The sequence below is a fragment of the Actinomadura sp. NPDC049382 genome (genome assembly GCF_040677125.1).
Lineage (GTDB): Bacteria > Actinomycetota > Actinomycetes > Streptosporangiales > Streptosporangiaceae > Spirillospora > Spirillospora geliboluensis.
Genome location: NZ_JBFARO010000003.1, coordinates 218,467 through 241,594 on the forward strand (window position 1 = coordinate 218,467; position 23,128 = coordinate 241,594).

Annotated in this window: 27 protein-coding genes and 1 pseudogene; 12 read left to right on the forward strand and 16 right to left on the reverse strand. The window is 68.0% G+C overall.

The features are described from left to right. The first annotated feature begins 29 nt into the window (after positions 1-29). Genes AB0K34_RS03540 through AB0K34_RS03550 form a run of 3 tightly spaced genes read left to right on the forward strand, consistent with a single transcriptional unit; the run spans position 30 to position 2,462 of the window. Positions 30-1,169: a hypothetical protein gene (locus tag AB0K34_RS03540; protein WP_301174426.1), complete on the forward strand. Its 1,140-nt coding sequence runs from the start codon at positions 30-32 to the stop codon at positions 1,167-1,169. Further along, positions 1,166-1,435 carry a hypothetical protein gene (locus AB0K34_RS03545; RefSeq protein WP_301174425.1) on the forward strand — a complete coding sequence of 90 codons (270 nt, stop codon included), beginning with the start codon at positions 1,166-1,168 and terminating at the stop codon, positions 1,433-1,435. Before AB0K34_RS03540 ends, AB0K34_RS03545 begins: the two co-directional genes overlap by 4 nt. Positions 1,436-1,493: 58 nt before the next feature. Next, entirely contained in the window at positions 1,494-2,462 is a 969-nt protein-coding gene (locus AB0K34_RS03550) for a suppressor of fused domain protein (RefSeq protein ID WP_301174424.1), read from the forward strand. A 43-nt stretch (positions 2,463-2,505) separates the two neighbouring features. Here the strand turns inward: AB0K34_RS03550 and AB0K34_RS03555 are convergent, their stop codons facing one another. From AB0K34_RS03555 to AB0K34_RS03585, 7 genes are all read right to left on the reverse strand, one after another. Next, complete coding sequence (locus AB0K34_RS03555; RefSeq protein WP_364545040.1) at positions 2,506-4,062, reverse strand: alpha-L-arabinofuranosidase B; 1,557 nt, start codon at positions 4,060-4,062, stop codon at positions 2,506-2,508. 293 nt (positions 4,063-4,355) lie between these two features. Then, a complete protein-coding gene (locus AB0K34_RS03560; protein ID WP_364545043.1) occupies positions 4,356-5,303 on the reverse strand; it encodes a hypothetical protein in 948 nt (315 codons plus the stop codon). 357 nt (positions 5,304-5,660) lie between these two features. Continuing rightward, complete coding sequence (locus tag AB0K34_RS03565; protein ID WP_364545046.1) at positions 5,661-8,126, reverse strand: AAA family ATPase; 2,466 nt, start codon at positions 8,124-8,126, stop codon at positions 5,661-5,663. Positions 8,127-8,521: 395 nt separating this feature from the next. Further along, on the reverse strand, positions 8,522-9,604 hold the full coding sequence (locus AB0K34_RS03570) for a methyltransferase domain-containing protein (protein ID WP_364545049.1): 1,083 nt from the start codon (positions 9,602-9,604) through the stop codon (positions 8,522-8,524). After that, complete coding sequence (locus AB0K34_RS03575; RefSeq protein ID WP_165965513.1) at positions 9,601-9,768, reverse strand: hypothetical protein; 168 nt, start codon at positions 9,766-9,768, stop codon at positions 9,601-9,603. The genes AB0K34_RS03570 and AB0K34_RS03575 overlap by 4 nt, the downstream gene beginning before the upstream one ends. Before the next feature lie 110 nt (positions 9,769-9,878). Next, on the reverse strand, positions 9,879-10,184 hold the full coding sequence (locus AB0K34_RS03580; RefSeq protein ID WP_364545052.1) for a hypothetical protein: 306 nt from the start codon (positions 10,182-10,184) through the stop codon (positions 9,879-9,881). A gap of 69 nt (positions 10,185-10,253) precedes the next feature. Then, positions 10,254-10,625 carry an ATP-binding protein gene (locus tag AB0K34_RS03585; protein ID WP_364545055.1) on the reverse strand — a complete coding sequence of 124 codons (372 nt, stop codon included), beginning with the start codon at positions 10,623-10,625 and terminating at the stop codon, positions 10,254-10,256. Positions 10,626-10,650: 25 nt separating this feature from the next. On the opposite strand from AB0K34_RS03585, the gene AB0K34_RS03590 reads away from it, so the two are divergent. The 7 genes from AB0K34_RS03590 to AB0K34_RS03620 all read left to right on the forward strand — a co-directional run bounded on the left by AB0K34_RS03590 (position 10,651) and on the right by AB0K34_RS03620 (position 13,557). Beyond that, the gene (locus tag AB0K34_RS03590; RefSeq protein ID WP_364545058.1) at positions 10,651-11,598 is read left to right on the forward strand and encodes a helix-turn-helix transcriptional regulator; all 948 of its coding nucleotides are present in this window, start codon (positions 10,651-10,653) and stop codon (positions 11,596-11,598) included. Beyond that, entirely contained in the window at positions 11,595-11,783 is a 189-nt protein-coding gene (locus AB0K34_RS03595) for a DUF397 domain-containing protein (protein ID WP_364545061.1), read from the forward strand. Before AB0K34_RS03590 ends, AB0K34_RS03595 begins: the two co-directional genes overlap by 4 nt. 2 nt (positions 11,784-11,785) lie before the next feature. Further along, entirely contained in the window at positions 11,786-11,974 is a 189-nt protein-coding gene (locus tag AB0K34_RS03600) for a DUF397 domain-containing protein (RefSeq protein ID WP_364545064.1), read from the forward strand. Positions 11,975-11,976: 2 nt separating this feature from the next. Beyond that, on the forward strand, positions 11,977-12,171 hold the full coding sequence (locus AB0K34_RS03605) for a DUF397 domain-containing protein (protein WP_364545067.1): 195 nt from the start codon (positions 11,977-11,979) through the stop codon (positions 12,169-12,171). Between the two features lie 2 nt (positions 12,172-12,173). Beyond that, positions 12,174-12,368: a DUF397 domain-containing protein gene (locus AB0K34_RS03610; protein WP_364545070.1), complete on the forward strand. Its 195-nt coding sequence runs from the start codon at positions 12,174-12,176 to the stop codon at positions 12,366-12,368. Positions 12,369-12,370: 2 nt separating this feature from the next. Next, a complete protein-coding gene (locus AB0K34_RS03615) occupies positions 12,371-12,565 on the forward strand; it encodes a DUF397 domain-containing protein (protein WP_364545073.1) in 195 nt (64 codons plus the stop codon). Between the two features lie 254 nt (positions 12,566-12,819). Beyond that, positions 12,820-13,557 (forward strand): hypothetical protein, encoded by a 738-nt coding sequence (locus AB0K34_RS03620; RefSeq protein WP_364545076.1) that lies wholly within the window; start codon positions 12,820-12,822, stop codon positions 13,555-13,557. A gap of 169 nt (positions 13,558-13,726) precedes the next feature. Here the strand turns inward: AB0K34_RS03620 and AB0K34_RS03625 are convergent, their stop codons facing one another. Beyond that, positions 13,727-14,473 carry a response regulator transcription factor gene (locus AB0K34_RS03625; RefSeq protein WP_364545123.1) on the reverse strand — a complete coding sequence of 249 codons (747 nt, stop codon included), beginning with the start codon at positions 14,471-14,473 and terminating at the stop codon, positions 13,727-13,729. 96 nt (positions 14,474-14,569) lie between these two features. Continuing rightward, positions 14,570-15,232 (reverse strand): annotated as a pseudogene (locus tag AB0K34_RS03630) (histidine kinase); the annotation flags it as partial. A 263-nt stretch (positions 15,233-15,495) separates the two neighbouring features. On the opposite strand from AB0K34_RS03630, the gene AB0K34_RS03635 reads away from it, so the two are divergent. Beyond that, positions 15,496-16,077: a TetR/AcrR family transcriptional regulator gene (locus tag AB0K34_RS03635; protein ID WP_301174411.1), complete on the forward strand. Its 582-nt coding sequence runs from the start codon at positions 15,496-15,498 to the stop codon at positions 16,075-16,077. A gap of 251 nt (positions 16,078-16,328) precedes the next feature. Here AB0K34_RS03635 and AB0K34_RS03640 read toward each other — a convergent pair whose 3' ends face one another. Next, positions 16,329-17,348 carry a hypothetical protein gene (locus tag AB0K34_RS03640; protein WP_364545079.1) on the reverse strand — a complete coding sequence of 340 codons (1,020 nt, stop codon included), beginning with the start codon at positions 17,346-17,348 and terminating at the stop codon, positions 16,329-16,331. 111 nt (positions 17,349-17,459) lie between these two features. Between AB0K34_RS03640 and AB0K34_RS03645 the strand changes: the two genes are divergently transcribed. Continuing rightward, complete coding sequence (locus AB0K34_RS03645) at positions 17,460-18,080, forward strand: TetR/AcrR family transcriptional regulator (RefSeq protein ID WP_364545081.1); 621 nt, start codon at positions 17,460-17,462, stop codon at positions 18,078-18,080. A 52-nt stretch (positions 18,081-18,132) separates the two neighbouring features. Here the strand turns inward: AB0K34_RS03645 and AB0K34_RS03650 are convergent, their stop codons facing one another. The 6 genes from AB0K34_RS03650 to AB0K34_RS03675 form a co-directional block, all read right to left on the reverse strand. Then, entirely contained in the window at positions 18,133-19,029 is an 897-nt protein-coding gene (locus AB0K34_RS03650) for a hypothetical protein (protein ID WP_364545084.1), read from the reverse strand. A gap of 2 nt (positions 19,030-19,031) precedes the next feature. Continuing rightward, complete coding sequence (locus AB0K34_RS03655) at positions 19,032-19,628, reverse strand: hypothetical protein (protein WP_364545087.1); 597 nt, start codon at positions 19,626-19,628, stop codon at positions 19,032-19,034. Continuing rightward, positions 19,625-20,815 carry a hypothetical protein gene (locus AB0K34_RS03660; protein ID WP_364545090.1) on the reverse strand — a complete coding sequence of 397 codons (1,191 nt, stop codon included), beginning with the start codon at positions 20,813-20,815 and terminating at the stop codon, positions 19,625-19,627. Before AB0K34_RS03660 ends, AB0K34_RS03655 begins: the two co-directional genes overlap by 4 nt. Continuing rightward, entirely contained in the window at positions 20,808-21,230 is a 423-nt protein-coding gene (locus tag AB0K34_RS03665) for a hypothetical protein (protein WP_138635895.1), read from the reverse strand. The genes AB0K34_RS03660 and AB0K34_RS03665 overlap by 8 nt, the downstream gene beginning before the upstream one ends. 471 nt (positions 21,231-21,701) lie before the next feature. Then, on the reverse strand, positions 21,702-22,442 hold the full coding sequence (locus AB0K34_RS03670; RefSeq protein ID WP_364545093.1) for an ATP-binding cassette domain-containing protein: 741 nt from the start codon (positions 22,440-22,442) through the stop codon (positions 21,702-21,704). A gap of 12 nt (positions 22,443-22,454) precedes the next feature. Further along, on the reverse strand, positions 22,455-23,114 hold the full coding sequence (locus AB0K34_RS03675) for a hypothetical protein (RefSeq protein ID WP_364545096.1): 660 nt from the start codon (positions 23,112-23,114) through the stop codon (positions 22,455-22,457). Positions 23,115-23,128: the final 14 nt, after the last annotated feature.

Consider the following 23,128-nt stretch of genomic DNA (forward strand, 5'->3'; position numbering starts at 1 on the left):
CAGAGACCGGCCGAGGCTCTGGGGGAGCGATGGACAGCGACGCGTCTGGCAGGCAGAAGCTTGAGCGGAAGCAGAGCGAGGGGCCCGACGTCTACCTCAACGTCCCCCAAGTCGAAGTCGAGGAGATCTCGCTTGAGGTCGAGAACCTGGAGGCGCACGTCTCGCTCGTCGCCCAGGTCCTCGACCTGCTCAAGCTGAACGTCGGCGCGGACGTGTTCCTCGGCAGGGTCAAGCTGGAGATCAAGGGAGTTCAGGCGCAGGCGCGGCTCGACGTCCGGCTGGACAACGTGGCCGTCATCGTCGACCGGGTCCTGACCACCCTCGACCGCAACCCGGAGCTTCTCCAGCATGTCGGACGCGGCGTGGAGGCGGCGGCGCGCGACATCGGCTCCGGGACCGGCGCCGCCGTCGGCGAGGTGGGCAAGGGCGCTGGTGGTGCCGTCCGGGATGTCGGTAAGGGTGCGGGCGGTGCTGTCGAGGACGTTGGTAAGGGCGCGGGTGGTGCCGTCCGGGACGTTGGTAAGGGTGCGGGCGGTGCTGTCGAGGACGTCGGCAAGGGCGCGGGTGGCGCCGTGCGAGAGGTCGGTGAAGGCGCGGGCGGCGCAGTGCGGGGCGTCGGCGAGGGTGCTGGTGGTGCCGTGCAAGGCGTCGGTGAGGGCGCGGGCGGTGCGGTCCAGGATGTCGGCAAGGGTGCGGGCGGGGCGGTCCAGGATGTCGGCAAGGGTGCGGGCGGGGCGGTCGAAGGTGTCGGCAAAGGCACTGGACAGGCTGCGGAATCGGCCGCGTCGGGCGTTGCGGGCGCTGCAGGCGAGGCGGGCAAGGCAGGCGCTGCGGGCGCCGCGGGCGCAGCGGGCAAGGCCGCAGGCGCCGCGGGCGAGGCGGATACCTCGTCCGAAACGGAACGTCCCAAGGCGTCCACGGAGAAGACCGAGGAGTCCGGCGACGACCGCAAGGAAACCGAGGACGCCAAGGGAACCGAGGACGCCAAGGGAACCGAGGACGCCAAGGGCGATGACCCGCCGGAGAGCGGGCCCGATGAAGGCGATGGCGGTGGTGAGCCCGGCGGGTCGGGATCCATGGAGGAGGCGCTCCACGAGGCCGAAGAGTCCGTGCGCGATCTGGGACGGGCGCTGCTCCGGCTGGTCTCCGGCGGGGCGGGGCGTTCATGAGCGGCGACGAGCGTCCGGACGCCGAGGTCCGGCGGACGGCCGACATCCTCTTCACAGCCAGCATCAAGGCCGATGAACTGCGCTTCGAGGTCGTCCCGGAGAGTTCGGTGGAGTTCTCCGGTGACGCCTCCGCCGAGTCGTCGTCCGGCAGCTACCGCACGAACGTCCCGGACGAGGTGGAGGAGCACGTCACCTACCGCGACGTGCAGATCGACTACGCGATCGCGGCCAAGCTGCAGCCCCCGGACTCGGACGTCGACGGCTGAACCAAGATCAGCTCTCCCGCGTCTGTACCTGGACATGTGATCGTCCAGAGGGAGCAGGATGCTGAACGTCGACGGATGGAACGCGATCGATGGGGTGCTCAACGCGCGGTACGGGGACGCCGAGCGCCTGGAGTGGGACGCGCCGATGCCCTACCGGCCGATGGGGCCGATGCCGATGGGGCAGTTCGTCACCAACACGATCGCCGTCTACCCGCGCACGGAGCCGGTGCCGCACTGGCACCTCATCGGCTACGCGCTGACCGCGCCGTTCGAGGAGCGCGGCTACGAGTTCACGCTGCGCGTCCCGCGCCTCCCGGGTGAGACGGCCGCGCCGAACTGGGCGATGGCGCACCTGGAGAAGCTGGCGTCGTACGTGTCGAACAGCGGCAACGACTTCGAGCCGGGCCACTACATCGAGTTCCCGGACCCGCTCGACCCGGAGCGCCCCGGTTCGGCGGTCTGCGCGGGCGCGTTCGTCCTCGACCCCGAACTCGGCCGCGCCGGGACGCCCCTGGGCGAGGTCGCCTTCCTCCAGTTCGTCGGCATCACGACCGACGAGTTGCACGCGGCCCAGTCCTGGCACGTCGCGGGCCTGATGGACGCGATGGCGCCGCACCTCCCGCTGCTGGTGACGAACCTGGATCGCACGTCTCTCGCGGACGTCCCCGGGGTCGCCGATACCGTCCGGGAGGGGTCGCGGCGTGAGGGGTCGGGCACCGGCTACCTGTTCTTCCACCAGCTCGGCGCCGACACGTCGAACGGTGTGACGCTGGAGATCGGTGCGAGGCATGTCCCGCAGTTCACGCGCGTCTTGCCGGCGCGCGTCCCGCACGGCAACCCGCTGATCCTGCGCGGCCCCGGCCGCCCCATCGCGCTTCTCCCGGGCCAGTCCGTGACGCACAACGACGCCGACCATGCCCTGGAGATCACCCTCCCGGACGCCGTCTGCCACGCCATCGCCGAGACCGTCCGCCCCCAGCCGGGCACCTATCGCGTCGACGCCTTGACCGTGACCATCGTCCCCTGACGCGGGCGAGCCGCCCTCCAGGCCGGGGGCGGCTCGCGCTCTTTCAGGGAGCCCAGGGGGCGGTGACGGCCCAGGTGACATCGGCGGCCCAGTTCGCGGACGCGTCGAAGGCGTGCGAGCCGCCGTTGCTGGCGATGTAAAGGGTGTCGTTGTAGTGGCGGAGGAAACGGTCCGGGTAGTTGTAGGACGCGAAGGACGTTCCGCTGCCACTCTTCCCGGCCTGCGGGCAGAATGTGGCGTCGGCACGGAAGATGGCCGATCCGTCCATCGGCTGCCGGTAGAGCTGGTAGTCGAAGTGCCGCAGGAAGTCACCGGGGTAGTTGCGCGACTCGAACGAAACGCAAGAGTTGTTCGCCAGGCCCCTGCGGACGATCCAGCTCCCGTCGTTCTTGTCGAGGGACGAACTGCCCGACGAGATCTCCGACGTGACGACGCCGTCGTTCTGGTGGCGGATGTAGCGCGTGGTGCAGCAGGCCGTCGTCGCGCGCAGTGAAATGGTCGAGCCGGGGTTGAGCGTGCCCGCCGCGACCGGGCTCGGCGCGCCGTAGCCGACCGAGACGATGTTCGCTTGGACGGCGTTCTCCGCCGCGTCGGACGGCAGGCCCGAGGTCATCACGCCCTCGTAGAAGGAGCCGATGGCGGTGTTGCTGTTGTCGCCGCCGATGCCGAGGATGATCGCGCCTTCCTTGTGCATCGGCGAATAGCCGGAGGGCGAGGTGGGCAAGGCCCCGGAATAGCGCGTGGACAGCCCGCCCGATTGCGCGTTGCCGTCCTTGATGGCGAAGTAGTTCGTGCCGTTGTTCTTCAGCATCGCCGTGACGAACGGGTTGCGGTTGCCCGTGTAACCGGTGTTCTGGCTGCCGCCGGTGTTCGACTGGAACAGCCCGTTCTCCAGGTCGGCCATCACCCACGGGCCGGAACCGTGGCAGGGCGAGAACCAGCACAGGGTGCCGAAGTAGATGGCGTCCATGTGGCCGTTGCCGTTGTCCAGGTTGTTGGTCTCGGCGTTGCCGTAGTCGAAGCAGCAACTGCTGTTGTAATGCGTCCCGGTGGTGACCATGTACATGCCCTCGGGCTGGCTTCCGGTGGCGATGCCGGACGTGGAGTTGTCGCGGTATCCCATGTGGCCGGAGAACGAGGCGCCGTAGACGGTGCGGCCGCCGGCGGTGATCGGCAGCGCGTCCGCGGGGACCGGCGCGTCCTGGCCGCCGACGCCACCGGGCGGGGCCGGGGTCAGGTCGTTGTGGCGGGACGTCTGGTCGTAGATGACCGTGATGACGCAGGTGGTGCCGCCGCAGAACGCGTCCTGCGCGGCGGCGTCGGCGTACCCGCCGGCGCCGACCACCCCGATGTCGCGGGTGCCGTTGTCGGAGGCGCGGCGCACCTGGTAGAGGCGGCCGCCGTAGGAGCCGAACAGCGCCCGGGTGGTGCTGTGCGCGGCGACGCAGGGCGTCCCGGCGGACGCGTAGATGTCGCACGGCAGCGTCCCGGCCGCCAGGGACCGCCCCGGCATCCCCACCAGACCGGCGATCCCGACCGCGGCGACCGTTGCGACGAACAGCAGTTTCCTTTTCCAGTGCGCCGGCCGTAACAGAATCATCGTACAAACCCTCCATTCCTGCTGCTGGACGCGCAGCGGTACCTACTCTGATCGGCAGGTGAGTTAGCGCTCACATGTGGGAGCAGCGAGCCTTGGGAACATCTGCAGGGGTCAGGCGTTGTATGCCCTTCCCTGAAAGGCAGAAATGTTATCGCTAACATATCGCTATCGCGGCATCCCTCCCTGATCGGGTCGTTATTGAGGGCGGTGCTGAGAGCACATACCAACCAGCGGACGCTGTCAACCCTCAACTACGAACCCGCACATCGGAGCGCGATAGAGCGGGTTGGCCGCTACCCGGCTGAGGCGCCGACTGCGGACGGTACTCGGCGCGACGGCGCCATCAGGCCGCGTAGATCGGCGAGGAGTTTGTCCCGCGCAGCGAGGGACCCCAGCACCTCTGGCACGTTGACCGCGACATATGTGACCCGGGCGGCCACCGCGTCGTCTCCCCGATGGAGCGTGACCGTCCTGGACGGGACGTTGCGGTCGCTCGCGTAAACGATGAAGGCGGTCGGTGCCGCCGCCGAACCCCCGGCCGCCTGCGCATAGACGAACCCCTGGAACAGGTCGGACGTCGCGACGTTCCTCTCCGCGTAGAGCTTGTACTTGGCGTCGATGGAGCAGCGTCGAGCGTTCGCTCCCCGCCCTTGAACTAGCTGGATGTCCGGGCGGATCTCGGTGTAGGACCCACCGCCCTCGCCGCGAATCGCCCTGGGCATACTCTCCTGCGCTCGCACGGAGACGTCGGATCCGCTGAAGGCGTCCTGCAGCAGCCGCGTGACGAAATCCTCGAACAGCGCGTTCATGTCGACCATGAAGGCGTGGGTCACCCGGCTGTTTCTGGTGTGCCGGTCGGTGAAGGAAGAGCCGTCCAGCAGCATCCTGGCCCACCGGTGCGCATCGCGATAGTGCTCGTTCGCCCGATGGTAGGTGAGGTGTTCCGCAGCCGACCGCACATCGAAACCGTCGAAGGTGCAGACCCCGCCGAAGTCGGCGGCGAGGCGCCGGGCCGTGGTGCGCACCTCCGCGTCCTTCGCCGCACGGGCCGCGAAATGCAGCGCCGCTCCGCACAACCGGTTGTCGAGTATGTCGGCGCTGCGCTCGTCGTACCTGCATTCGAGCCGGTCGAGCATCCCGTATCGCCGTGTCACCTGCCGCTCTACCAGCAGGCGCCCACGGACCACCGGAAGCGCGTCCTCCCGCCGCAGGTAGTCGCGCCGCAACCCATGACGGAGCAACCGGTCGCCACTCCCGTGTCAGCAGCAGGCACACGAGGTCGCGCAAGCTCAATCCGGTCGCCAGAGGCCTCAGCAGTGGAAGCTCTCGAAGAGAGCGCAGCCCGGCGGCATAGTCGATCATCTCCAGCACTCCGAGTTCCGACCCGGCCAGTTTCGGCTGGACGTGGACGGACACGCAGTCGAGATCGACCACGCCGACATGGGACCCGGCCACGATTTCCAGGTCGCCGTTTCGGAGCCAGCGCATCGTGATGCGCTTCGCCAGGTCCGCCGATTCGACGGCGGCGAGATCCGAAGCGGTGGGGGAGAGGCCCGGCACCCGCCGGCTCTTGTGTTCCGGGACGATGACCGTCTTCACTATTCGCCCGCGCTCGCCTGGAGTTCCGTGGAGAGCGCCGCGACCAGCCGTTCGTCGCTCAGCCCGGCGACGGTATGAGCCTGCACGTCGACGATCTCCTGGCCGAGGAACCGGGACAGCATCGAGTAGTCGTCGTAGGCGTACTCCTGGAGCAGCGGCAGCACCTCGGTGCGCACGATCGCGGCCAGTTCGGCCTCGCTGTCGACCGGCTCACCGCCCGGCATGAAGAACGAATGCCCGATCTGCCGCTCCCGCCCCAGCTCCTTGACGACGCGGCGGTTGAGCTCCCGGAGCAGCAGGCCCAGATCCACGTCCCCGACCTTCTGCCCGTCGAGGGCGTCGGTGTCGGGCAGCAGCTCATGGAAAGCGAACCGGCGCCGCAACGCCGAGTCCAGCAGTCGGATGCTGCGGTCGGCGGTGTTCATCGTCCCCAGGATGTGGACGTTGGACGGCACGGCGAAGCGCCCGCCGGTGGGCAGCGTGACCTGCAGCCCCCGCTTGTCCGGCTCCAGCAGCGTGATCAGCTCACCGAGGATCTTCGGGACGTCGCCGCGGTTGATCTCGTCGATCAGCAGCAGGTAGGGCCGTTCGGGATTCGCCCAGGCCGTTTCGCACACCCGCTTGAAGACTCCGTCACGCAGTACGAGCTGGAGCCCGCCGTCGCCGCCCTCGGCGGGACGGAAACCCTCGATGAAGTCCTCGTACCCGTACGCGGGGTGGAACGTCACCTGTGTCAGATACCCGCCTCGATTGAACGTGCTCAGGGCCCGCTGGAACCCGGCCGTGCCGTAAGTGGCGAGAGCGTCAACCCCCAACTCCGGCATCTGGGTTGCCAGCCACCAGAGCGCGAAGCGCAGGGTCGTGTACGTCTTCCCCGTCCCCGGTGGCCCGTACAGGACGACCTGGCCCTTGCGCCTGAGAAGTCCGGCGATCTCGGTGAACAGCGGATCCGCGGGAACGATCTTGCTCTCTGGCCGCCCCACTGTCCCGGACACTTGGAGGGATTTCCACAGCTCTGCCGAGACTTTGGCCACGGTGACCGTGCCCCACGACTTCTGCGGCGCGGCGAGAATCTGCGCGTAACCGGTGTCCCAGCTGACGGAGACGGTGTGCTGGAAGACCGGGCGTTCGTCACGCCACCGGTAGCCTTCCTCGGTCACCGTGCCGACCCCGAGGACTTCTTTGGTGCCCTTATTGGCCACAACAAGGTCACCGGGTTTCAACTGGTACAGCCGCCAGACTTCGTTCGCCTTCGCTGAAATCTTGCTCTTGTTACCTTTGTATTCGACGGAATATGCCTCCTCGAATGCGGCGCGGAACTCCTCCTCCGAGTCGTACTCGCTGAGGGCTCCGACCTCGTCCCAGCCGATGCAGATATAGCCGCCCTTAAGGCATTCATCCCAGTACTTGGCGTTCTCCCCGGGGGCCACCTTGAGGATCGTCGTGGTGGCCGGACGCGGATCCGCCCACTCGTACAGGAACTTTCCGATCTCGTACGGATGCCAGCCGGCGAAGCGCCCGTCGTCACCGACCACCTGCTTGAGTCGCTCGTGCGCGGCGAACGCGTCAAGATTGTTGTGCTCTCCGGACAGGTGGAAGATGAACGCACGCACATGCTGGCGGCTCGTGACCGGAATGAGTGCACCGGGGAAGTAGCAGGAGATCGCTTTTGCCGTCAGCGCCGGCCCTGGCCGGAGCGAATCGATGGTGTCGATGTCGCTGAGCCGACCTCCCCGGATGATCTCGAATGCTTCGACGAACCCTGCCCGCACATTCTCCCAGGCGGCCTGCTCATCGTCGTACTCTAGGGGATATCTCCATATCCCCTCCTTCTTCCGCCGGAAGATGATGTGTTTGGCGGCGCTCCCTCCTTTCATACTGCACAGAGCGTCCGTTCCGAACTCCATGCGATGGCAGAAGGAATTTTGGTAGACGTCCGTGCCGAGGGCGTAGCGCTCAAGCGGCATGGTCGGCCATGAGTCCAGTGGGAAGTCGCGCAGTACCTGGGCGATCTCTGCGTCCGCTCGGGCGATCTGGTCCGCGTGGGCGGATCTGTCGAACTCGGCGAGGGCCCTCGACAGCGGCTTGGCGGGCGTGCTGATGCCGCCGACGCTGGGGAGCGGGACACACGTACAGGTCTGGCAGAGCTTGAACACCGGTCGGCCTGCCCCATTTCGCAGGCCGGCTCCCGCCGCGAACGCCTGCCGCCCCCGCACGTCGTCCGCCGGCCCGGCTTCCAGTAGCCGTTGCCACAGGTCGCCTGCCGGGTCGGGATAGACCTTCCACCCGTCCTCGTGCCCGAGCATGTGCATGCAGTTCCGGCTGTGGTGGAGCGCCGTCCCGTCACTCGCGGGGCAGATCACCTCGCCGGGTGACGGCGTCAGCTCGAAGGACTGCCCGTCGTAGTGGACGATGCGGCGCCCGTCGGGGGTCTCGTTGATGGTGACGCTCAGCCCAGTACCCATCCCAAATTGGTAGTGGATCAGGGCCGGGCGGCTGCAACCCGAATAGGAAAAATGTGTCCAACGGGAGACACTGCTGAACGGATCAGTTAGGTGTGTTCAGTCGTGTGGGATGGGTTCTCTTGCCCTTGCCTTGCTGACACTTGCCAGGATGGTGCCGTCCGGGCCGAACGCCACCGCTCCGACATCATGGCCGGGTGCCATGGTCGGCCGGGGACGATCGGTACGGAGGCACGCTTTCCGTCATCTGGGATGTTGAGTCCAGCCGCCGCGTTCGCCCCCTCGGGGTGCTCCTTTGGTAGCGCGGAGCGGAGCCCGGCGACTCACGCGGCCCCGACCAGGAGCAGCCGAAACCTGCCCCGGTTGGGGTGGTCGGGCAGGTTGCAAGGGGTTGTGGCTCAGTGGATGGGGTTGGCTGGGGTGTCCAGCCAGATTGTTTGGGCGTCGGGTGTGACGGTGATGCCGAAGCGGGTGATGTCGGGGCGTCCCCATTTGAGCCATTGCAGGTAGGCGGCTTCGGTCTCGTCCCAGAGGGAGCGGTCACCTGCCTGCTGGACCTCGTAGTCGGGTTGGCCGGATTCGTAGTCGACGGAGGCCCACGCGCCTTCATGGGATTCGCGGTCCAGGACCCATGCGGTCGCTCCGGTGGCGTCGGAGTAGAACCTTGAGACCACGCCTGGCACGAGGGCCGCCACGGTGAGGTCGATGCTCACCGGCCCGTAGGAGAGTGAGCGGGGGTCCAGGCGGGTGCGGCCTACTCGGACTTCCCTCTCCATGGCCTTTGCCCATGTCCGGGCTGGTCCGTAGGCCGGGCGTTGAGCGCGCAGCACCATGTAGTCGGCCGATCCGGCGAACTTGCCGAGGGCCGTCCCGTCGTCGAGGACGTCCAGGCGTAGGACGGTGCCGTAGCCGAACCCGGCCGAGAACGGGGTGACAATCCGTCCGCCCGGCCGAGTCTGCTCCACCCATGCGTACGGCACGCGTGAGACTGCGCATGTCGCGTGGATCCGGTCGTAGGGAGCGCCTTCGGGGTAGCCGTCCGCGCCGTCGCCCACGATGACGCGGCACTTGTGGCCGGCGGCCCGGAGCCGTTCGGCGGCCTTGACCGACAGGCCCGCGTCGACTTCCATCGTGGTCACGTTGTGGGCGCCCACTCGGACCGAGAGCAGCGCGGCCGTCCATCCGGAGCCGGTACCGATCTCCAGTACGCGATCGTGGTCGAACGGGTCGAGTTGCTCCAGGAACTCGACCACCAACGTCGGCATCGACAGCGACGAACTGGCCAGTCCCTCGCCCTCGGTCCGGCCGTCCTCGAACTGGGTCACCAAGGGCTGGTCGAGCGCTACGACCTCTTCCCACTTGTCGGGGTCGGCGGTGCGGTCGAGCCGTGCCCAAGGGCCGGGCCCCAGGTCCGCCCACACCACGTCGGGTGTGAACGAACGCCGGGGCATCGAGCCGATGATCTCGTGCCAGTCGGTCACGAACGCTTCCCGTCGTTGGGGTTGCCGTTGGTCCTGTCGCCGGTCCCACGGGACCCGCCCTGCGGCTTGTCCCCGTCGGTGGTGGTCCGCTCGTCGCTGTTTCCCTTGTCGCGGTCGCCCATCATCTTCTCCTTCGTTGTGTCGTTGCGGCTGGTGAACCGCACTGAACCTCCGGACGGACGGGCATGTGCCGCGCCCGGAATGCCGTCCGTTCGGAGGGGTCTAGGTGCCGAACAGGAGGTAGTGCCGGAGGAGTTCGGGAACTCGCTTTCCATCACGGACGGATTCCGGTGGCTGCCCCGACCGCGTGGGCGATCGTGTCGGCTGCGGCGGCCGGGGCGTCGGCCGCGCCGATGGCCTTGCCGGTACCGGCCCAGGTGAAGACCCAGGCGCCGGCGATGAAGTCGGCGCCGATCTCGGTGAACCTGTGGGGTGCTTGGGCGTTGATCACGTGCAGGACGGGCGTGCCGCTGCGCGCGACGATGCCGCACGACATCCCGCCGCGCTCGCGCACGGCCTGATCGAGGGCGGTCAGGAACAGGCGTCGACCGCTCGTGGTCGTCAGGTGGTCGGTGGCCATCTTCGTGGTACCTCCCGTCGAGGGGTGTGCCTGGACTGGCTTTGCGGATGAGGGCGGAGCCGAGGTCGGCTACGGGTGCATTCGCGACCAGACCCATTTGCCGCCGGCCGGGTCGGCGGTGACGCCGCACTTGGCGGACATGGCCTGGACGATGTGCAGGCCCCAGCCGCCGTTGTCGTCGAACGCCTCCTCCGACAGGTCGAGGTCGTCGAGGGTGAGTTCCTTCATCGGCTTGGCCGCGGGCAGCTCGTGGTCGGCGTCCCAGACGGCGATGATGATCCCGTAGGCGTCCCGGCTGAGCTGGAGACGGATCTCCTCGTCCGGCGTCTGCCGCGCCGCGTTCGTGACGAGTTCCGAGACGATGAGAAGCGCGCTGTCGAGAATGTGCGAGTAGTCCCATTTGCGGATTTGTGTGTCCGTGAATGTGCGAGCTTGCCCCACTGCGGAAGGTGTGCCCATAAGGGGCATGATCGGCTCTGCGGTCGCCGTCATCGCCATCGTCCCGTCCTTGCCCGAGATTCCGATTTCCTGCGACAAGGATTGCCGCAGCGTTCTATGTTTTGCCTGTATCAACGTCAATCAAAAACACGGAGGGCCGATGAAGATCGTTCGTGAGCCCCTCGACCCCAAGATCTCGATGTGGCACTTCCTGGCCTACTACCTGCGGTTCATGCGAGAGAAGGAGGGGCTGTCGCTCGCGCAGTGGGGGAAGATCATCGGGATGGCTCGATCCAGCGTTTCGAACATCGAAGCCGGGCGTGCGAAGCTACAGGTTGACTATGCGCGGCGTCTCGACGTGAAATTCGAGACTGGCGGACTCTTCGAACTGCTGCTGTGGTACGCCCGTATGGCGCACGACCCGAACTGGTTCAAGCAATACAGCCAGCACGAGCGTCAAGCAGCTGAGATCAAGGTCTTCCACGGGCAGTTGATCCCGCTGCTTCTCCAGACCGATGACTACACGCGGCGGTACGGTCGGCTGAGTACGGCGAAAGACCGTGAAGCGGTCCTTGCTGGGAGGATCGCACGAAAGCGAGCCATTCTGGAACGAGAGGACCCGCCGTACATCTGGGCTCTGCTGGACGAGGCTGTTCTTGCGCGTCGTGTCGGAGGAGCCGAGGTCATGAAGCCGCAGCTCGAACACCTCCTCGAAATGGGCGAACGCTGGAACGTGATCCTACGGATCGTCCCCTTCTCGGCTGGTGAGCATGAGGGGGCGGACGGGTTCTTCCAGCTCATCGGTCTTTCCGACCGCGACATCGCCTACGCGGGGGCACACGGCGGTGGACGCTTGATCGAGATGCCTAACGAGATCAAGGAGGTTGTTGATAGTTTCGAACGTATCGGCGCAAAGGCAGACTCTCAGGACGCCTCGCGCAAACTGATCAAGAAGTACTTGGAGAGCTACACATGACCGTCCAGTGGCGCAAGAGTTCGTACAGTGGCTCCGCGAACGATGATGTGTGCGTTGAGCTGGGACGACTTGCGCCGGGGGTCGGGGTGCGTGACAGCAAGGACCCGGATGGGGGACACCTCACCTTGTCCGTTACGCAGTTCGCCGGCCTGATCGAGCAGATCAAGCAGCATCGGGTGCCGTAGCCATGGCAGTCCAGTGGCGCAAGAGCACCCACAGCAGCGGTGTCAACGACGAACACTGCGTTGAGCTGGGACGACTTGCGCCGGGGGTCGGGGAGCGTGACAGCAAGGACCCGGATGGGGGACACCTCACCTTGTCCGTTGCGCAGTTCGCCGGCCTGATCGAGCAAGTCAAGCAGCATCGGGTGCCGTAGCTATGGCAGTCCAGTGGCGAAAGAGCACTCACAGCAGCGGTGTTGACGATCAGCACTGCGTTGAGCTGGGACGACTCGGGTCAGGGGGCGGGATCGGGGTGCGGGATAGCAAGGACCCGGATGGAGGGCACCTCACCTTGTCGGTTGTGCAGTTCGCTGGCCTGATCGAGCAGGTCAAGCAGCATCGGGTGCGTTAGCCATGACCGTCCAGTGGCGCAAGAGCACCCATAGCAGCGGGGTCAATGACGAAGACTGCGTTGAGCTGGGACGACTTGTGTCGGAAGCTGGGATCGGGGTGCGGGACAGCAAGGACCCGGATGGGATGCGCCTCACCTTGTCGGTTGTGCAGTTCGCCGACCTGATCGAGCAAGTCAAGCAGCATCGGGGGCGATAGCCATGGCAGTCCAGTGGCGCAGGAGCACTCACAGTGGCGGTGTCGATGACAAGGCTTGCGTTGAGCTGGGGCGACTTGGGGCAGGGGCTGGGATCGGGGTGCGAGACAGCAAGGTCCCGGACGGGGGACACCTCACCTTGTCCGGTGCGCAGTTCGCCGGTCTAATTGAGCAGGTCAAGCGACACCCGACCCGCTAACCGCCCCGTCCGCCCCCTCTCCGCCCGGCCCCAGCAACTTCACATACCTGGGCCGTCGCATGTTCCACATCTTTAACAGGGCGGCGCGTCCACCATGTGTCCGTGGCTCGGGAACGTCGTCCGGTCGGGTCCGGGGACAAGGGGGTACGTGCCGCCGGACCCGAGTTCTGGTCGGCGCCCCGCCCGCTTGCGAAGCGCCGCAGCTCTGCCGCCGCCGCTCGGGAGAAGGTGGTTCGCCGTGATCTACTCGCCTGATGATTGATTGGTCGCGGCTTTCGCATGCCTATGGCTCCGCCGAGGACATCCCTGGGCTCCTCGATCAGGTCGGAACCGAGGGCGGCGGTCAGGTCTGGAACGATCTGTGGTCGGCACTGTGCCATCAGGGCACGGTCTACTCCGCGAGCTTCGCTGCGCTGCCGCGGCTTCGGGTCATCGCGTCCGCCGAGGGAGTGCGTGACGACGACGCCGCCATGGCGGTCGTGCTGGCCGCCGCGATCGTGGCCGGTGAAGACCAGCCGCACGATGCCGGTGACGTCCGGGCGCGGCATGCGGCGGACATCGCCGAGCTCGGACGGATCGCCACCCGCATGCTGCCTGCGGCGCCCGACCGTCATACGTACGTGTACCTGCTGCAGTCCGTGCTGGCCTTCGAGGGCGTCCAATGCTGGGGGCATCGGCTCGAGGGTCTCAACGATGACGAGTACGAGATCGAATGCCCCGAATGCACTGTGACGCTGTTCGTCGCCTTCGGCGATTACGGCTACTTCTCTTGTGGCGGGGACTATGCCGTGGACGCGGACGTCCGCAAGCTCCCGCTGCGCCGGGCGGAGCCCGAGTCCCTGGGCGGCCTGGCCGAGCGCCTGCACGCTACTGCCCGCGCTCACGGCCAGGAGGACGTGGCGGTACGGCTGACCTGCCTGTTCGGTGCGGCGACATGTCCCGAGTGCGGGACGGAGTTTTCGGTGGCGGACCAGGTCGACCCCTACTGGTGATCTCCGGAAACCCGCCATATGTCCCGGAGTCGGGGTGGCCTTGCACGGGCGGCGGGAACGGGCCGCGACCTGGACGCCGTGCTGAGGCCCGTCCGCCCGTCCGTCCGCGCGGCTGTTGTTCGGCTGGTGTGCTGTGCCGTGTCGCCACTTTTGTCTGGCTATCGGGCTGTCATTGCGCTGGTGCCAGGTCGTGCCAGCCCGGCGTCCGGAGTGAGGGGGTGATGTGTCCCCTTGCGGGGGCGCCGGTGGCGGGTTCGCGCGGGACGGGGCGTTCGGCGTCGAGGTAGGCGACCACCGCCAGCACGCGCCGGTTGACGTCCTCGGACGGCGGCAGCCCGAGCTTCCCGAAGATCCTGTCGGTGTGCTTGCTGACCGTCTTCTCGGTCACCAACAGCGCCGCCGCGATGGCGGCGTTGGAGCGGCCCTCCGCCATCAGCCTGAGCACGTTCCGCTCCCGCGTCGTCAGGGCCTGCAACGGCTCCTGGTGTGCGTGGCGGCTCAGCAACTGGGTGACCACGTCCGGATCGAGGACGGTGCCCCCGGCGGCCACCCTCCGTACCGCGTCCACGAACTGACCCACGTCCGCGACCCGGTCCTTGAGTAGGTAGCCGATGCCGCCGCTGCCGTCGGACAGCAGTTCCCGCGCGGAGAACAGCTCCACATGCTGCGAGAGCACCAGGACAGGCAGGTCGGGGATCCGCCTGCGGGCCTCGGCCACCGCCCGCAGGCCCTCATCGGTGAACGTCGGAGCCAGCTGGACATCCACCACCGCCACGTCCGGACGGTGCACGGTCAACGCGCGCAGCAGCGACGGGCCATGGTCGACCGCCTCCACCACCTCCGCCCCGGACGCCTCCAGTAGACGGACCAGCCCGTCCCGGAGGAGGACGAGACCCTCGGCGAGGACGACGCGCACGGCGGCCTCGCGATCGCGGTGACCGGACCGGCCCCGCCCGTGGGTCCGTCCATCCGAACGGAGGGGGACGACCGTGCCGGGCTCGTCGTACGGCAGTTCGGCGACGACTGACCAGCCCACTCTTGCCCGCGGCCCCGCCTGGAGGGTGCCGCCGAGCATCCCGGCCCGCTCGCGCATCCCCGCCAGGCCGTGGCCTCCGCCGGGCACGGGTTTAGCGGTGGTCCGGGCGCCGTCGTCCTTGACCGACACCGTGAGCGCGCCGGTTCCGTAGCGGATCTCGACGCTCACGCATGCGCCCGGCGCGTGCCGGACGGCGTTGCTGAGCGACTCCTGCACGATCCGGAACGCCGCCAGGTCCACGCGGGCGCTCAGCGGGCGCGGCACGCCGACGACGGCGCTGGACACCAGCAGCCCGCCGCCGCGCGCCGCGCCGACGAGTTCACCGAGCCGGTCGAGGCCGGGCTGCGGGGCGGCCGCCTCACCGGCGCGCAGCTTCCCGACGATGCGGCGGGTGTCGGTGAGCGCCGCGCGTGCGGCGTCCCGCACCGCCTCCAGCGCCTGCCTCGCCGCGTCCGGCAGGTCGGGAACGTTCCGCAGCGCCGCCTCGGCCCGGACGAGGGTCAGGGACATGTGGTGCGCGACGGTGTCGTGCAGCTCAAGGGCGATGCGAGTGCGCTCCCGCGCCACCGCGCCGCCGTCACCGCACGCGCTCGGACGGCCGGCGGGCTCGGGTGCCGGGCCGGTCGCCGACTCCGTCACCTGCCCCGCCCTTCTGCCGGCCGTGGGCCGCCGGTGCTCCTCCGGCAGGCCGCCGCGGCGCTGATCGGCGGCGGGTTCGACGGCATCTCCGTGACCATCGGGGGTCTCCTTTGCATCAGGGGCCTTCTGGACGGCTCGCCGGGGGCACCCCTCTCATCGTCGTCCAGAGGCGGCACGGCACGGGCCGTGCCGTAGTGGTCAGCGTGGCGCACCCGGCTCGATGCTGTCAACACGGCACGTGCCGTGCCGTTAGAGTGGGCGGCATGACCGACCACCGTGCCGCCCTTTCGGCCGAGCGGACCGAAGCGATCATGCAGGCCACCCGCGACCTGGCCCTGGAGTCGGGCTACGCCAAGCTCAGCATCGAGGCGGTGGCGTCCCGGGCCGGCGTCGGCAAGCACACGATCTACCGCCGCTGGCCGTCCAAGGGGATGCTCTTCCTCGACGCGGTCCTCAGCCTGAACACCGAGGATCTCGTCCACCGCGACACGGGCGACATCGTGGCCGACACACGGGAGGTGATGATCAAGGCCACAGAACTGCTGACCCGGCCGCCCTGGGGCCCGCTGTACCGGGCCCTCCTCGGCGAGGTCCAGCACGCCCCGGACGTCGCCGCCGGGCACAAGGAACGCTTCATCCGGCAGCAGACCGACGACTTCCTGCGCCGTCTCCAGGCGGCCCAGGAGCAGGGCCAGATCGCCCCTGACTTCGAACTGGACCTCGCGATGGACATGCTTTCGGGCGCCCTGTACTACCGGTTCCTCTTCGTCCAGGAACCCATCACCCACGACTACATCGACCGTCTCCTCGACGCCGCCTTCGCCGGAATGTCCCCGAGACCCTGAGCGCCCCACAACCCTCGTGCCACGGTCCCCCGGCCGTGGCGGTGAGCATCAGGGCGTCGTGGGTGATGGCCAGGACGGCGGTTCCGATGTCGGCGTACCGGCGGACCGTTGGTCCGTCCGCGATGGCGGCGCGGGGGTTCAGCGGCCAAGAATGCGGTCATGGGGGTCTTGGCTGGGACGCCGTCCGCCCGCTGATCATCGAGAGGCTCGGCTGTGCCCGATGTGCGCGGGACGGACGTGGGCTGAGCGCGTCAGCGGTAGTGGTCGGCGACGGCGGTGAAGGCGACCTTCGGTTCCCAGGGCATGTCGGGGTAGGTGGTGCCGTGGCCGTCTTCGAGGACCTTGACGATGCCGTAGCTGGCCAGGTCCAGGTCGTAGCGGGGGTCGCCGCCGGGGCGGTGCGGGTGGTCGTAGAGGGCGAAGATGAACACGAAGGCGCTGTCGACGCCTTCGGCCTCGAAGACGTCCAGCGACTCGCTCAGGTACGCGGCCTGGCCGGCTTCGTCGCGGGTGTACTCGCCGTCGAGCCGGACGGGTGCGCCGGTGTCCTCGTCGTACTCGACGATCTCCAGGCCGCGCGCGCCCACGTCGCCCGCGCCGCGGAAGCAGGAGGAGCCGAACTCGGTGATCGCGACGGGCTTGCCCTGCGCGACGAGTGCGCGGACGCCTTCGGCGAACCGGTCCGCGATGTCGGCCGAGCGGTAGAGGTCCATGGAGACGATGTCGAAGGGCGTCCAGTCCACGAAGTCGAGGTGGATGGCGGCGTAGGTGACCCGGCCGCCGAAGCGTTCGCGGACGAGCTTCACCGCGTCGCCCAGGAAGGCGTTGACGCGGCCACTGGCTTCGGTGACCAGCTCGCGCAGCCCCTTCGGGCGGCTCAGGAGTTCGACCCGCTCGTCCAGGGAGTCGCCGGGGAGGAAGCCCTTGTTCATCAGGCTCAGCTCGGCACCCGCCACGAACACGACCTCCGCGCCCCGCAGCCGGAGGCGCTCGGCCCGTTCGGCGCAGTCGGCGAAGAGCGTCAGCATCTCCTCGGTGGTCAGCTCCAGCGGGTAGGGCGAGAACCAGACCTCCAGGCCGAGATCGGCGGCGAGCGTGGCGGCCAGTTCCAGCCGGGCGGGGTCGCCGCCAGTGACGCGGACGGCGTTGCAGTGCAGGTCGTCTCGGATGATGCGCAGTTCGCGCTCGGCCAGCGCCGGATCGAAGTGTTCGCGCGAGTTCTGCCCGTTGCGGATGAACCCGGTGTCGTACGTGATGCCCTTGGCGCGCATGGGGGTGTCCTCTCTTGAGATTAGGGTACTCACCGTACCTTAGTTGCCCTCCGTGCGAGGGCGACGCCAACCTTGGCGAGGAACGGGCGGTACCGAATACGGGACGAGGGCATGGCGGACGATCCGGCAAGGCGACCAGACCACGGGCAGACGCGGCGCCGCGGCGCCGTGCTGGAGGAGGCGATCCTCGACGCCGCCGTCGCGGAGCTCACCGAGTCCGGGTTCGCGGGGCTGACCATGGACCGCGTCGCCGAACGCGCCCGCACCAACAAGAACGCGATCTACCGCCGCTGGCCGAACCGGCTGGCCCTCGGCATCGCCGCCTACCGGCGGCTGACCAAGAGCGTCCAGCCGCCCGACACCGGCAATCTGCGGGACGACGTCCTTGAGCAGCTCCGCCGGGCGAACCGCCACTGGAGTTCGCCGCTCGGCTCGATCCTGCGCGACCTGCTCGCGGCGGCCGGCGGGGCGTCAGAACTCCTGGCGCAGCTACCGGACCAGTCGGCCGATGCCGTGGCCGCCTCCTGGCTGACCATCCTCGGGCGTGCTGTGGCGCGCGGTGAAGCGGCTCCGGAGGCGCTCCATCCGCGCGTCGCGACCGTGGCGATCGTTCTGCTGCGCAACGAGTTCGTGGTGCGCGGTGTCCCTACCGCCCCTGACGAGGTCCTCGTTGAGATCGTTGATGAGGTCTATCTTCCGCTGGTCCGCCGACGCGGCACACCGTCCGACTGACTTACAAGACATTGGTCATTTGACAAGAGTCTTGAAGGTTGGTGCACGGCCTCTACCGCCCCCGGTACTGCTCCAAGGAACCTGCACTCCCGGCCTCGCCCGTCAGAAGGGCATGCTCGTAGGCGGCCCGCTCGTGGACGAGGTCCGACCAGTCGTCGGGTGCTTCGGCGACCTTGAGGCATTCGGCGCCGGTGAGGCCCCAGACCTGCGACTCGACCCAGGTCAGGTGCCGGTATTTACGCGGAGCCATGGATTGGGAGCCGAAGTCCCAGCCGACCGCCGACACCGGCCGTCCGGAGAACTGCTCGCGGGCCCGCGCGGCGTACCCGGGCCGCGTGACCGTCTCGGGATGAAGGAACGACAGGTCGAAGCCGTTGTCTCCCAGGCCGAACGCTGCGAGACCGTACAGGAACGTCGCCTCGATGCCGCGGTCGGCACAGAACTCGGCGATTCTCGTGGCGCCCACGAGTGTCCCCGCATAGGAGATGACGAAGACGCGTCGGAGCGGATGGACGTCAAGGAAACGGCGTAGCGCGGTGATGATGGTCTCGCCGGACGCGACGGTGTCGCCGATGAGCAGTGTTTCGGCCGGTGCCTCGAAGCAGCAGTACGGCACCTCGATACGGGCGGTGTCGTGAGCGACCGCCGTTCGTGACGTCGCAATGAGGTTCGTGGGCAGGTTGTGCCCTGTCTCCGCCGAGACGGCCTCCGCGAGCTGGTACGTCAGGCCCTTGCTCAGGATCACCAGTTCGGCGGTCTCGTCAGGGCTCAACTCGTCGGCTAGATGGGCGATGAAACACCGGCTGGAACGAAGGCAGGCCCGGCGGAACCCGGCCCCCATGAGGTTGCGGTCGAAGAGCAATTCCTCAAGAGGGTCGTTGTGGACTAGGTAGAGCCGTGGGCCGTCCCCGATGCGTTCCGCGCTGCTCCGTTCCAGCTCGGTGATCACGGTCAGCGTCCCATGCTGAACGACGGCTCGTTGAGTCGCTCCAGAGCGGCCAGCATGGGCGGGTCGCCGGGCAGGACGTTTTCGCGGTACTCCGTGATGGCCTCTTCGAGCCAGCCGGGTATGGGGGGCGTCTCCCGCGCCTTTCGCGGCGCCAGTTCCGGAAGGAGTTCCCCGGCGCTCAGGAAGTCGTCGACGACCGCGGAGGCCAGTGCGGCCACATGCGGGTGGACGTAATCGCGGACCAGGACGCCGCGGTATTCCAGCTCGTCCGCCCGGTACTTGGAGTTGCGCGGGGCCACGACGATGATCGGAGTGCCGAGGAGGGCTGCGGCGGTCATCTCCACGCCGATGCCGATACCGCGCCGTTCGCGGGCGTCAACGACCACCGCCGTCGCGACCATCACCTGGTACATGTCGCGGCCGAACTGGCCGAGCGTGTTGGACGGATCGGTGATGGGATCGTCCGGGTTCAGGAACACGACCTCGCGAGGTGCGGCGCCTTTTGCGACCTCCAGCCGCTCGATGTCCGACCAGCAGAGTTTCTTCTCGTCCCCCGTGCCCTTCATGATGGAGCCGGAGCAGTATATGGATATGGTCATCGATCGTCTCTCCATGGTGTCCTGGCGTTGAGCGTGAAATCGGCCATGGTGCCGGCCACGGCCTGCACGTTCGACTTCGCCTCGACATAGGTGCGGGCGAGCCGGAATCCGCGTGATTCGCGGACCGCGAGAACCGCGATCCGCAGGGCGTCCAGTGAGGTCTCGTCGTAGGCCCGGTCGATGACGAGTCCGAATCCGGGCAGGGAGCGCAACCGCAGCAGTTCGTCCCACTCGGCGGTGCGGTGGACGAAGTCCCGGATGCCGAGCCAGCGAAGCACGGTGTCGAGCCGCCGCGCGGAGGGGAGTCTGCCGTCCATGCCCGCCGACCGGTGAGCGAGACCGCAGGTCAGGTCGCCTGCGGGGAGGTCCGCAAGGACGGCGGCGTCCAGGTCGATCAGGTAGCTGCGCAAGTAGGCGCGGGAAAGGAAGAAGGCGAGCGATGTGCTTTCGGCGGGTGAAAGGGGTACGGGCAGCGTGCGCTCCACGAACCGTGCGATGAACGCCTGCCCCTCCAGCCGTTCGGGGGTCCGCGCGAGCAGCCGTTCGGCGCGTCCCCGCGGCCGGTGCCATCTGCGCGCGGTTCCGCGCGCGACACGGTGCAACTCGCCGCCGGGCTGCAGAGCCGCGCGCCACAGTTCGCCGATTCCGGCGGCCGTCCCGCCGCCGTGCCGAGGAGCCCAACGGAAGTCGGGATCGGCGCAGATTTCCCGGAAGCCGGTGTGGCGGTAGGGGTTGTGCCGGTCCCGGCGGTACTCGTGGACTTTCGTCTCCCGGTAGTCGGCAAGGTCCGGGACCGGCGCGACGTAGCGGAGCGCACCCGCCCGAATCAGCGGCTCCACGCACCCGAGGAAGATCGGGTACCAGGGGATCTCGAAGATGTAGGACGCGGGAATGAGGAGGTGCCGTTCGGTCATGAGCAGGGCCAGTCGGGTGGCGTCCAGTGCCTGGGTCAGAGTGAGCGCCGCGTGCCTTTCGGTGGCATCGATGCCGTAGCACGCCAGGATTTCTGGATTCGTGTACTGGACGAAGAGGGGCCGTTCGCGCTTGAAGGCGCTTCCCGTGGCCGCGGACGATTGCGACGTGCTACCCATCACCGCGGTGACGTAGATGTCTCGGGCCGCGACGAACGCGTCGCGTCTCGCCCACACCTGCTGGGTGGGAGCCGGATGTTCGAGCTCTTCACCCATCGTCGTCCAAGGTCAGGGATATGTGCTGGTCCCTGCCGGCGATGAAGGCGTTCCGGCCGGTGGTGATGTTCTGGATGACATGGACGGCGTCCGTGTCGGGCAATGACTCTCGGACATGCCTGACGAAGTCCTGCAGTTCGGTCGAAGCATCCATGTGCTCGGCTAGGAAAGCCGTCAGCAGGGCCGTCCATCTCGCCTGTTCGGCCGCCATGGCCGCCTGCTCTGGCGGGGAGCTCCGGCTCACCCTGCCCGCCGACTCCTCTAACTCGCGGGTCAGGTCCGACTCGGCGGTGTGCGCGCCGCGACCGACGATCCGGGCGAGCCGGCTCCTCGCGGTGCCCCAGAAATCGGTCGTCATGGCCTCCACGAGGGCCGCCGCGACCGCGCCGGCGAGCCCTGCCAGCGCGGGATCCATGTCGCTGCACCTTCCCCGGTCTCTCGCGGTCGCCGTGTCCCTAATTCAGGCCTCATTATGGGCCGGTAATCGTGGATCTTCCAGGGTTATCGCGCATCGGGAAGGTCGCGGCCAGGGAACACTTGCCCTCGTTTCGGTCGCAAATGGCGAGGTTTCCGGATGTACCGCACAGGCCGTAACCTGAATGTGTTTCGCCTCACGGCCGTCTTGCCTGCCGAAACGGGCGGGTGTCGACGCGACCGGTTTCGGAGTTGCTGTCCATAAATGTGCGGACATGTAGGTGTGTCGGATTCCCCGCAGAGACGCAGATCACGACCAGGAATTCTCAACGAATCGGCCGTTCACCCTTTCGGTCGCAGACGGTCCCGCGGTGGCCGACATCGGTCGCTCGAAGTCCTCGTTGAGACGTTGATGAGGTCTATCTTCCGCTGGTCCGCCGACGTGGTACACCGTCCGGCTGACTCTTGATGGTCAGGGGGCGGTTGGTTGGAAGAAGCCGCGTATGTACGGGTCTTCCAGGGCTGCCAGGTCGCCTAGGTCGCCCGTGGCGACGATCTTTCCGCTGCGCATGAGGGCGATGTGGTCGGCGACTCTGGTCGCGGTGAGCATCGGGACGTCGTGGGTGATGACCAGGACGGCGGCTCCGGCGTCGGCGTAGCGGCGGAGGGTGACCCACACGCCGTAGGCGGTCTCCATGTCGAGCGAGGCCGTCGGTTCGTCCGCGATGAGGACGCGCGGTTCGGGCAGGAGCGCGGCGGCGAGTGCGGCGCGCTGGATCTGGCCGCCCGAATGCTGGTTCGGGTAGAGATCGAGCAGTTCGGTCGGGTATCCGGCGGCTGCGCAGGCGCGGTCGAGGCTCCAGCGCCGATACCGCTCTTCGAGGACGCGCAGTTGTGCGCCTACGGGGTCTTCGGTGTGGAAGGCCGTTACGCCGGCCTGGGGGAGCAGGCCGACGGTGCCGGCCCGAAGGCGGAGCCACTGGCGCCGTCCGTGCACCGGCTCGCCGTCGATGCGCACCTGGCCGGTGGTGCGGGCGGAGTCGGGGAGCGAGCCGGTGAGTGCGGCGGCGGCCATGGACTTGCCGCAGCCGGACTCGCCGAGCAGCGCGGTGATCTTCCCGTCCGGGACGACGAGGTCGACGGCGTCCAGGACCGTCTCGTTCCACCGGCCGGTATCGATGTGGACGGTCAGTTCACGCAGTTCGGCAGGCATTGGACGGCCGGGTCACCCTTCTTCGGGGGCGGTTCTGGACGTGCGCCGGGGGAAGACGATCGCGAACAGGGCGGCGCCGATACCGACCGCGCCCGCGGTCCAGCCCGTCCATTCTGGGACCTTGCCCAGCGCGACGGAGCTTGCCGGGTCTATACGCAGCCCGACGGTGCTGGCGCGATTTCCCAAGGCGCGCGCCTCCAGTTGGTACGTGCCGTCCGCGGTGACCGCCATCGGTGAGCGGAGGGTGCGATGCTCGGCCCTGGACATCGTGACCCCTCCGCGCACCGTCTTTCCGCCGGCCGTCCAGGAGCCCGCGCATGTGTACCCGGACAATGAGCAGGTCCAGTCGTAGGGAATGGCGACGCTGGTCGGCGTGCCGTACTTCCAGACGTATCCGGGCTTGGCGCGTTCGATCGAGCCGATGATGGCCAGAACCGCCACCGAAAGGCAGGCGCCCGTCAGGAGCATCGCCGTCGCGATGCCCCAGCGGTCGGCCATGGCACCGGCCGCGAGGGTGACCGGCGCCAGCACGAACACGCCGATGAAACCCAGCAGTACAGCCAGCACGACCAGCCCGACGAGCCGTCCTCCGGGATTCGCCAGCAAGGCCCACTCCGCGGCCACGAGCAGCAGAATGCCCAGGGGAATGGTCCACAGCAGGGTGACTTTCACGGCCCTCCCTCCTG

Excerpts from the sequence above, each read along its gene's own strand:
- AB0K34_RS03540 (WP_301174426.1), top strand. The coding sequence starts at position 30 with ATGGACAGCGACGCGTCTGGCAGGCAGAAGCTTGAGCGGAAGCAGAGC.
- AB0K34_RS03545 (WP_301174425.1), top strand. The coding sequence starts at position 1,166 with ATGAGCGGCGACGAGCGTCCGGACGCCGAGGTCCGGCGGACGGCCGAC.
- AB0K34_RS03550 (WP_301174424.1), top strand. The coding sequence starts at position 1,494 with ATGCTGAACGTCGACGGATGGAACGCGATCGATGGGGTGCTCAACGCG.
- AB0K34_RS03555 (WP_364545040.1), bottom strand. The coding sequence starts at position 4,062 with ATGATTCTGTTACGGCCGGCGCACTGGAAAAGGAAACTGCTGTTCGTC.
- AB0K34_RS03565 (WP_364545046.1), bottom strand. The coding sequence starts at position 8,126 with ATGGGTACTGGGCTGAGCGTCACCATCAACGAGACCCCCGACGGGCGC.
- AB0K34_RS03580 (WP_364545052.1), bottom strand. The coding sequence starts at position 10,184 with ATGGCCACCGACCACCTGACGACCACGAGCGGTCGACGCCTGTTCCTG.
- AB0K34_RS03590 (WP_364545058.1), top strand. The coding sequence starts at position 10,651 with ATGATCGGCTCTGCGGTCGCCGTCATCGCCATCGTCCCGTCCTTGCCC.
- AB0K34_RS03595 (WP_364545061.1), top strand. The coding sequence starts at position 11,595 with ATGACCGTCCAGTGGCGCAAGAGTTCGTACAGTGGCTCCGCGAACGAT.
- AB0K34_RS03600 (WP_364545064.1), top strand. The coding sequence starts at position 11,786 with ATGGCAGTCCAGTGGCGCAAGAGCACCCACAGCAGCGGTGTCAACGAC.
- AB0K34_RS03605 (WP_364545067.1), top strand. The coding sequence starts at position 11,977 with ATGGCAGTCCAGTGGCGAAAGAGCACTCACAGCAGCGGTGTTGACGAT.
- AB0K34_RS03610 (WP_364545070.1), top strand. The coding sequence starts at position 12,174 with ATGACCGTCCAGTGGCGCAAGAGCACCCATAGCAGCGGGGTCAATGAC.
- AB0K34_RS03615 (WP_364545073.1), top strand. The coding sequence starts at position 12,371 with ATGGCAGTCCAGTGGCGCAGGAGCACTCACAGTGGCGGTGTCGATGAC.
- AB0K34_RS03620 (WP_364545076.1), top strand. The coding sequence starts at position 12,820 with ATGATTGATTGGTCGCGGCTTTCGCATGCCTATGGCTCCGCCGAGGAC.
- AB0K34_RS03635 (WP_301174411.1), top strand. The coding sequence starts at position 15,496 with ATGACCGACCACCGTGCCGCCCTTTCGGCCGAGCGGACCGAAGCGATC.
- AB0K34_RS03640 (WP_364545079.1), bottom strand. The coding sequence starts at position 17,348 with ATGCGCGCCAAGGGCATCACGTACGACACCGGGTTCATCCGCAACGGG.
- AB0K34_RS03645 (WP_364545081.1), top strand. The coding sequence starts at position 17,460 with ATGGCGGACGATCCGGCAAGGCGACCAGACCACGGGCAGACGCGGCGC.
- AB0K34_RS03655 (WP_364545087.1), bottom strand. The coding sequence starts at position 19,628 with ATGACCATATCCATATACTGCTCCGGCTCCATCATGAAGGGCACGGGG.
- AB0K34_RS03660 (WP_364545090.1), bottom strand. The coding sequence starts at position 20,815 with ATGGGTGAAGAGCTCGAACATCCGGCTCCCACCCAGCAGGTGTGGGCG.
- AB0K34_RS03665 (WP_138635895.1), bottom strand. The coding sequence starts at position 21,230 with ATGGATCCCGCGCTGGCAGGGCTCGCCGGCGCGGTCGCGGCGGCCCTC.
- AB0K34_RS03670 (WP_364545093.1), bottom strand. The coding sequence starts at position 22,442 with ATGCCTGCCGAACTGCGTGAACTGACCGTCCACATCGATACCGGCCGG.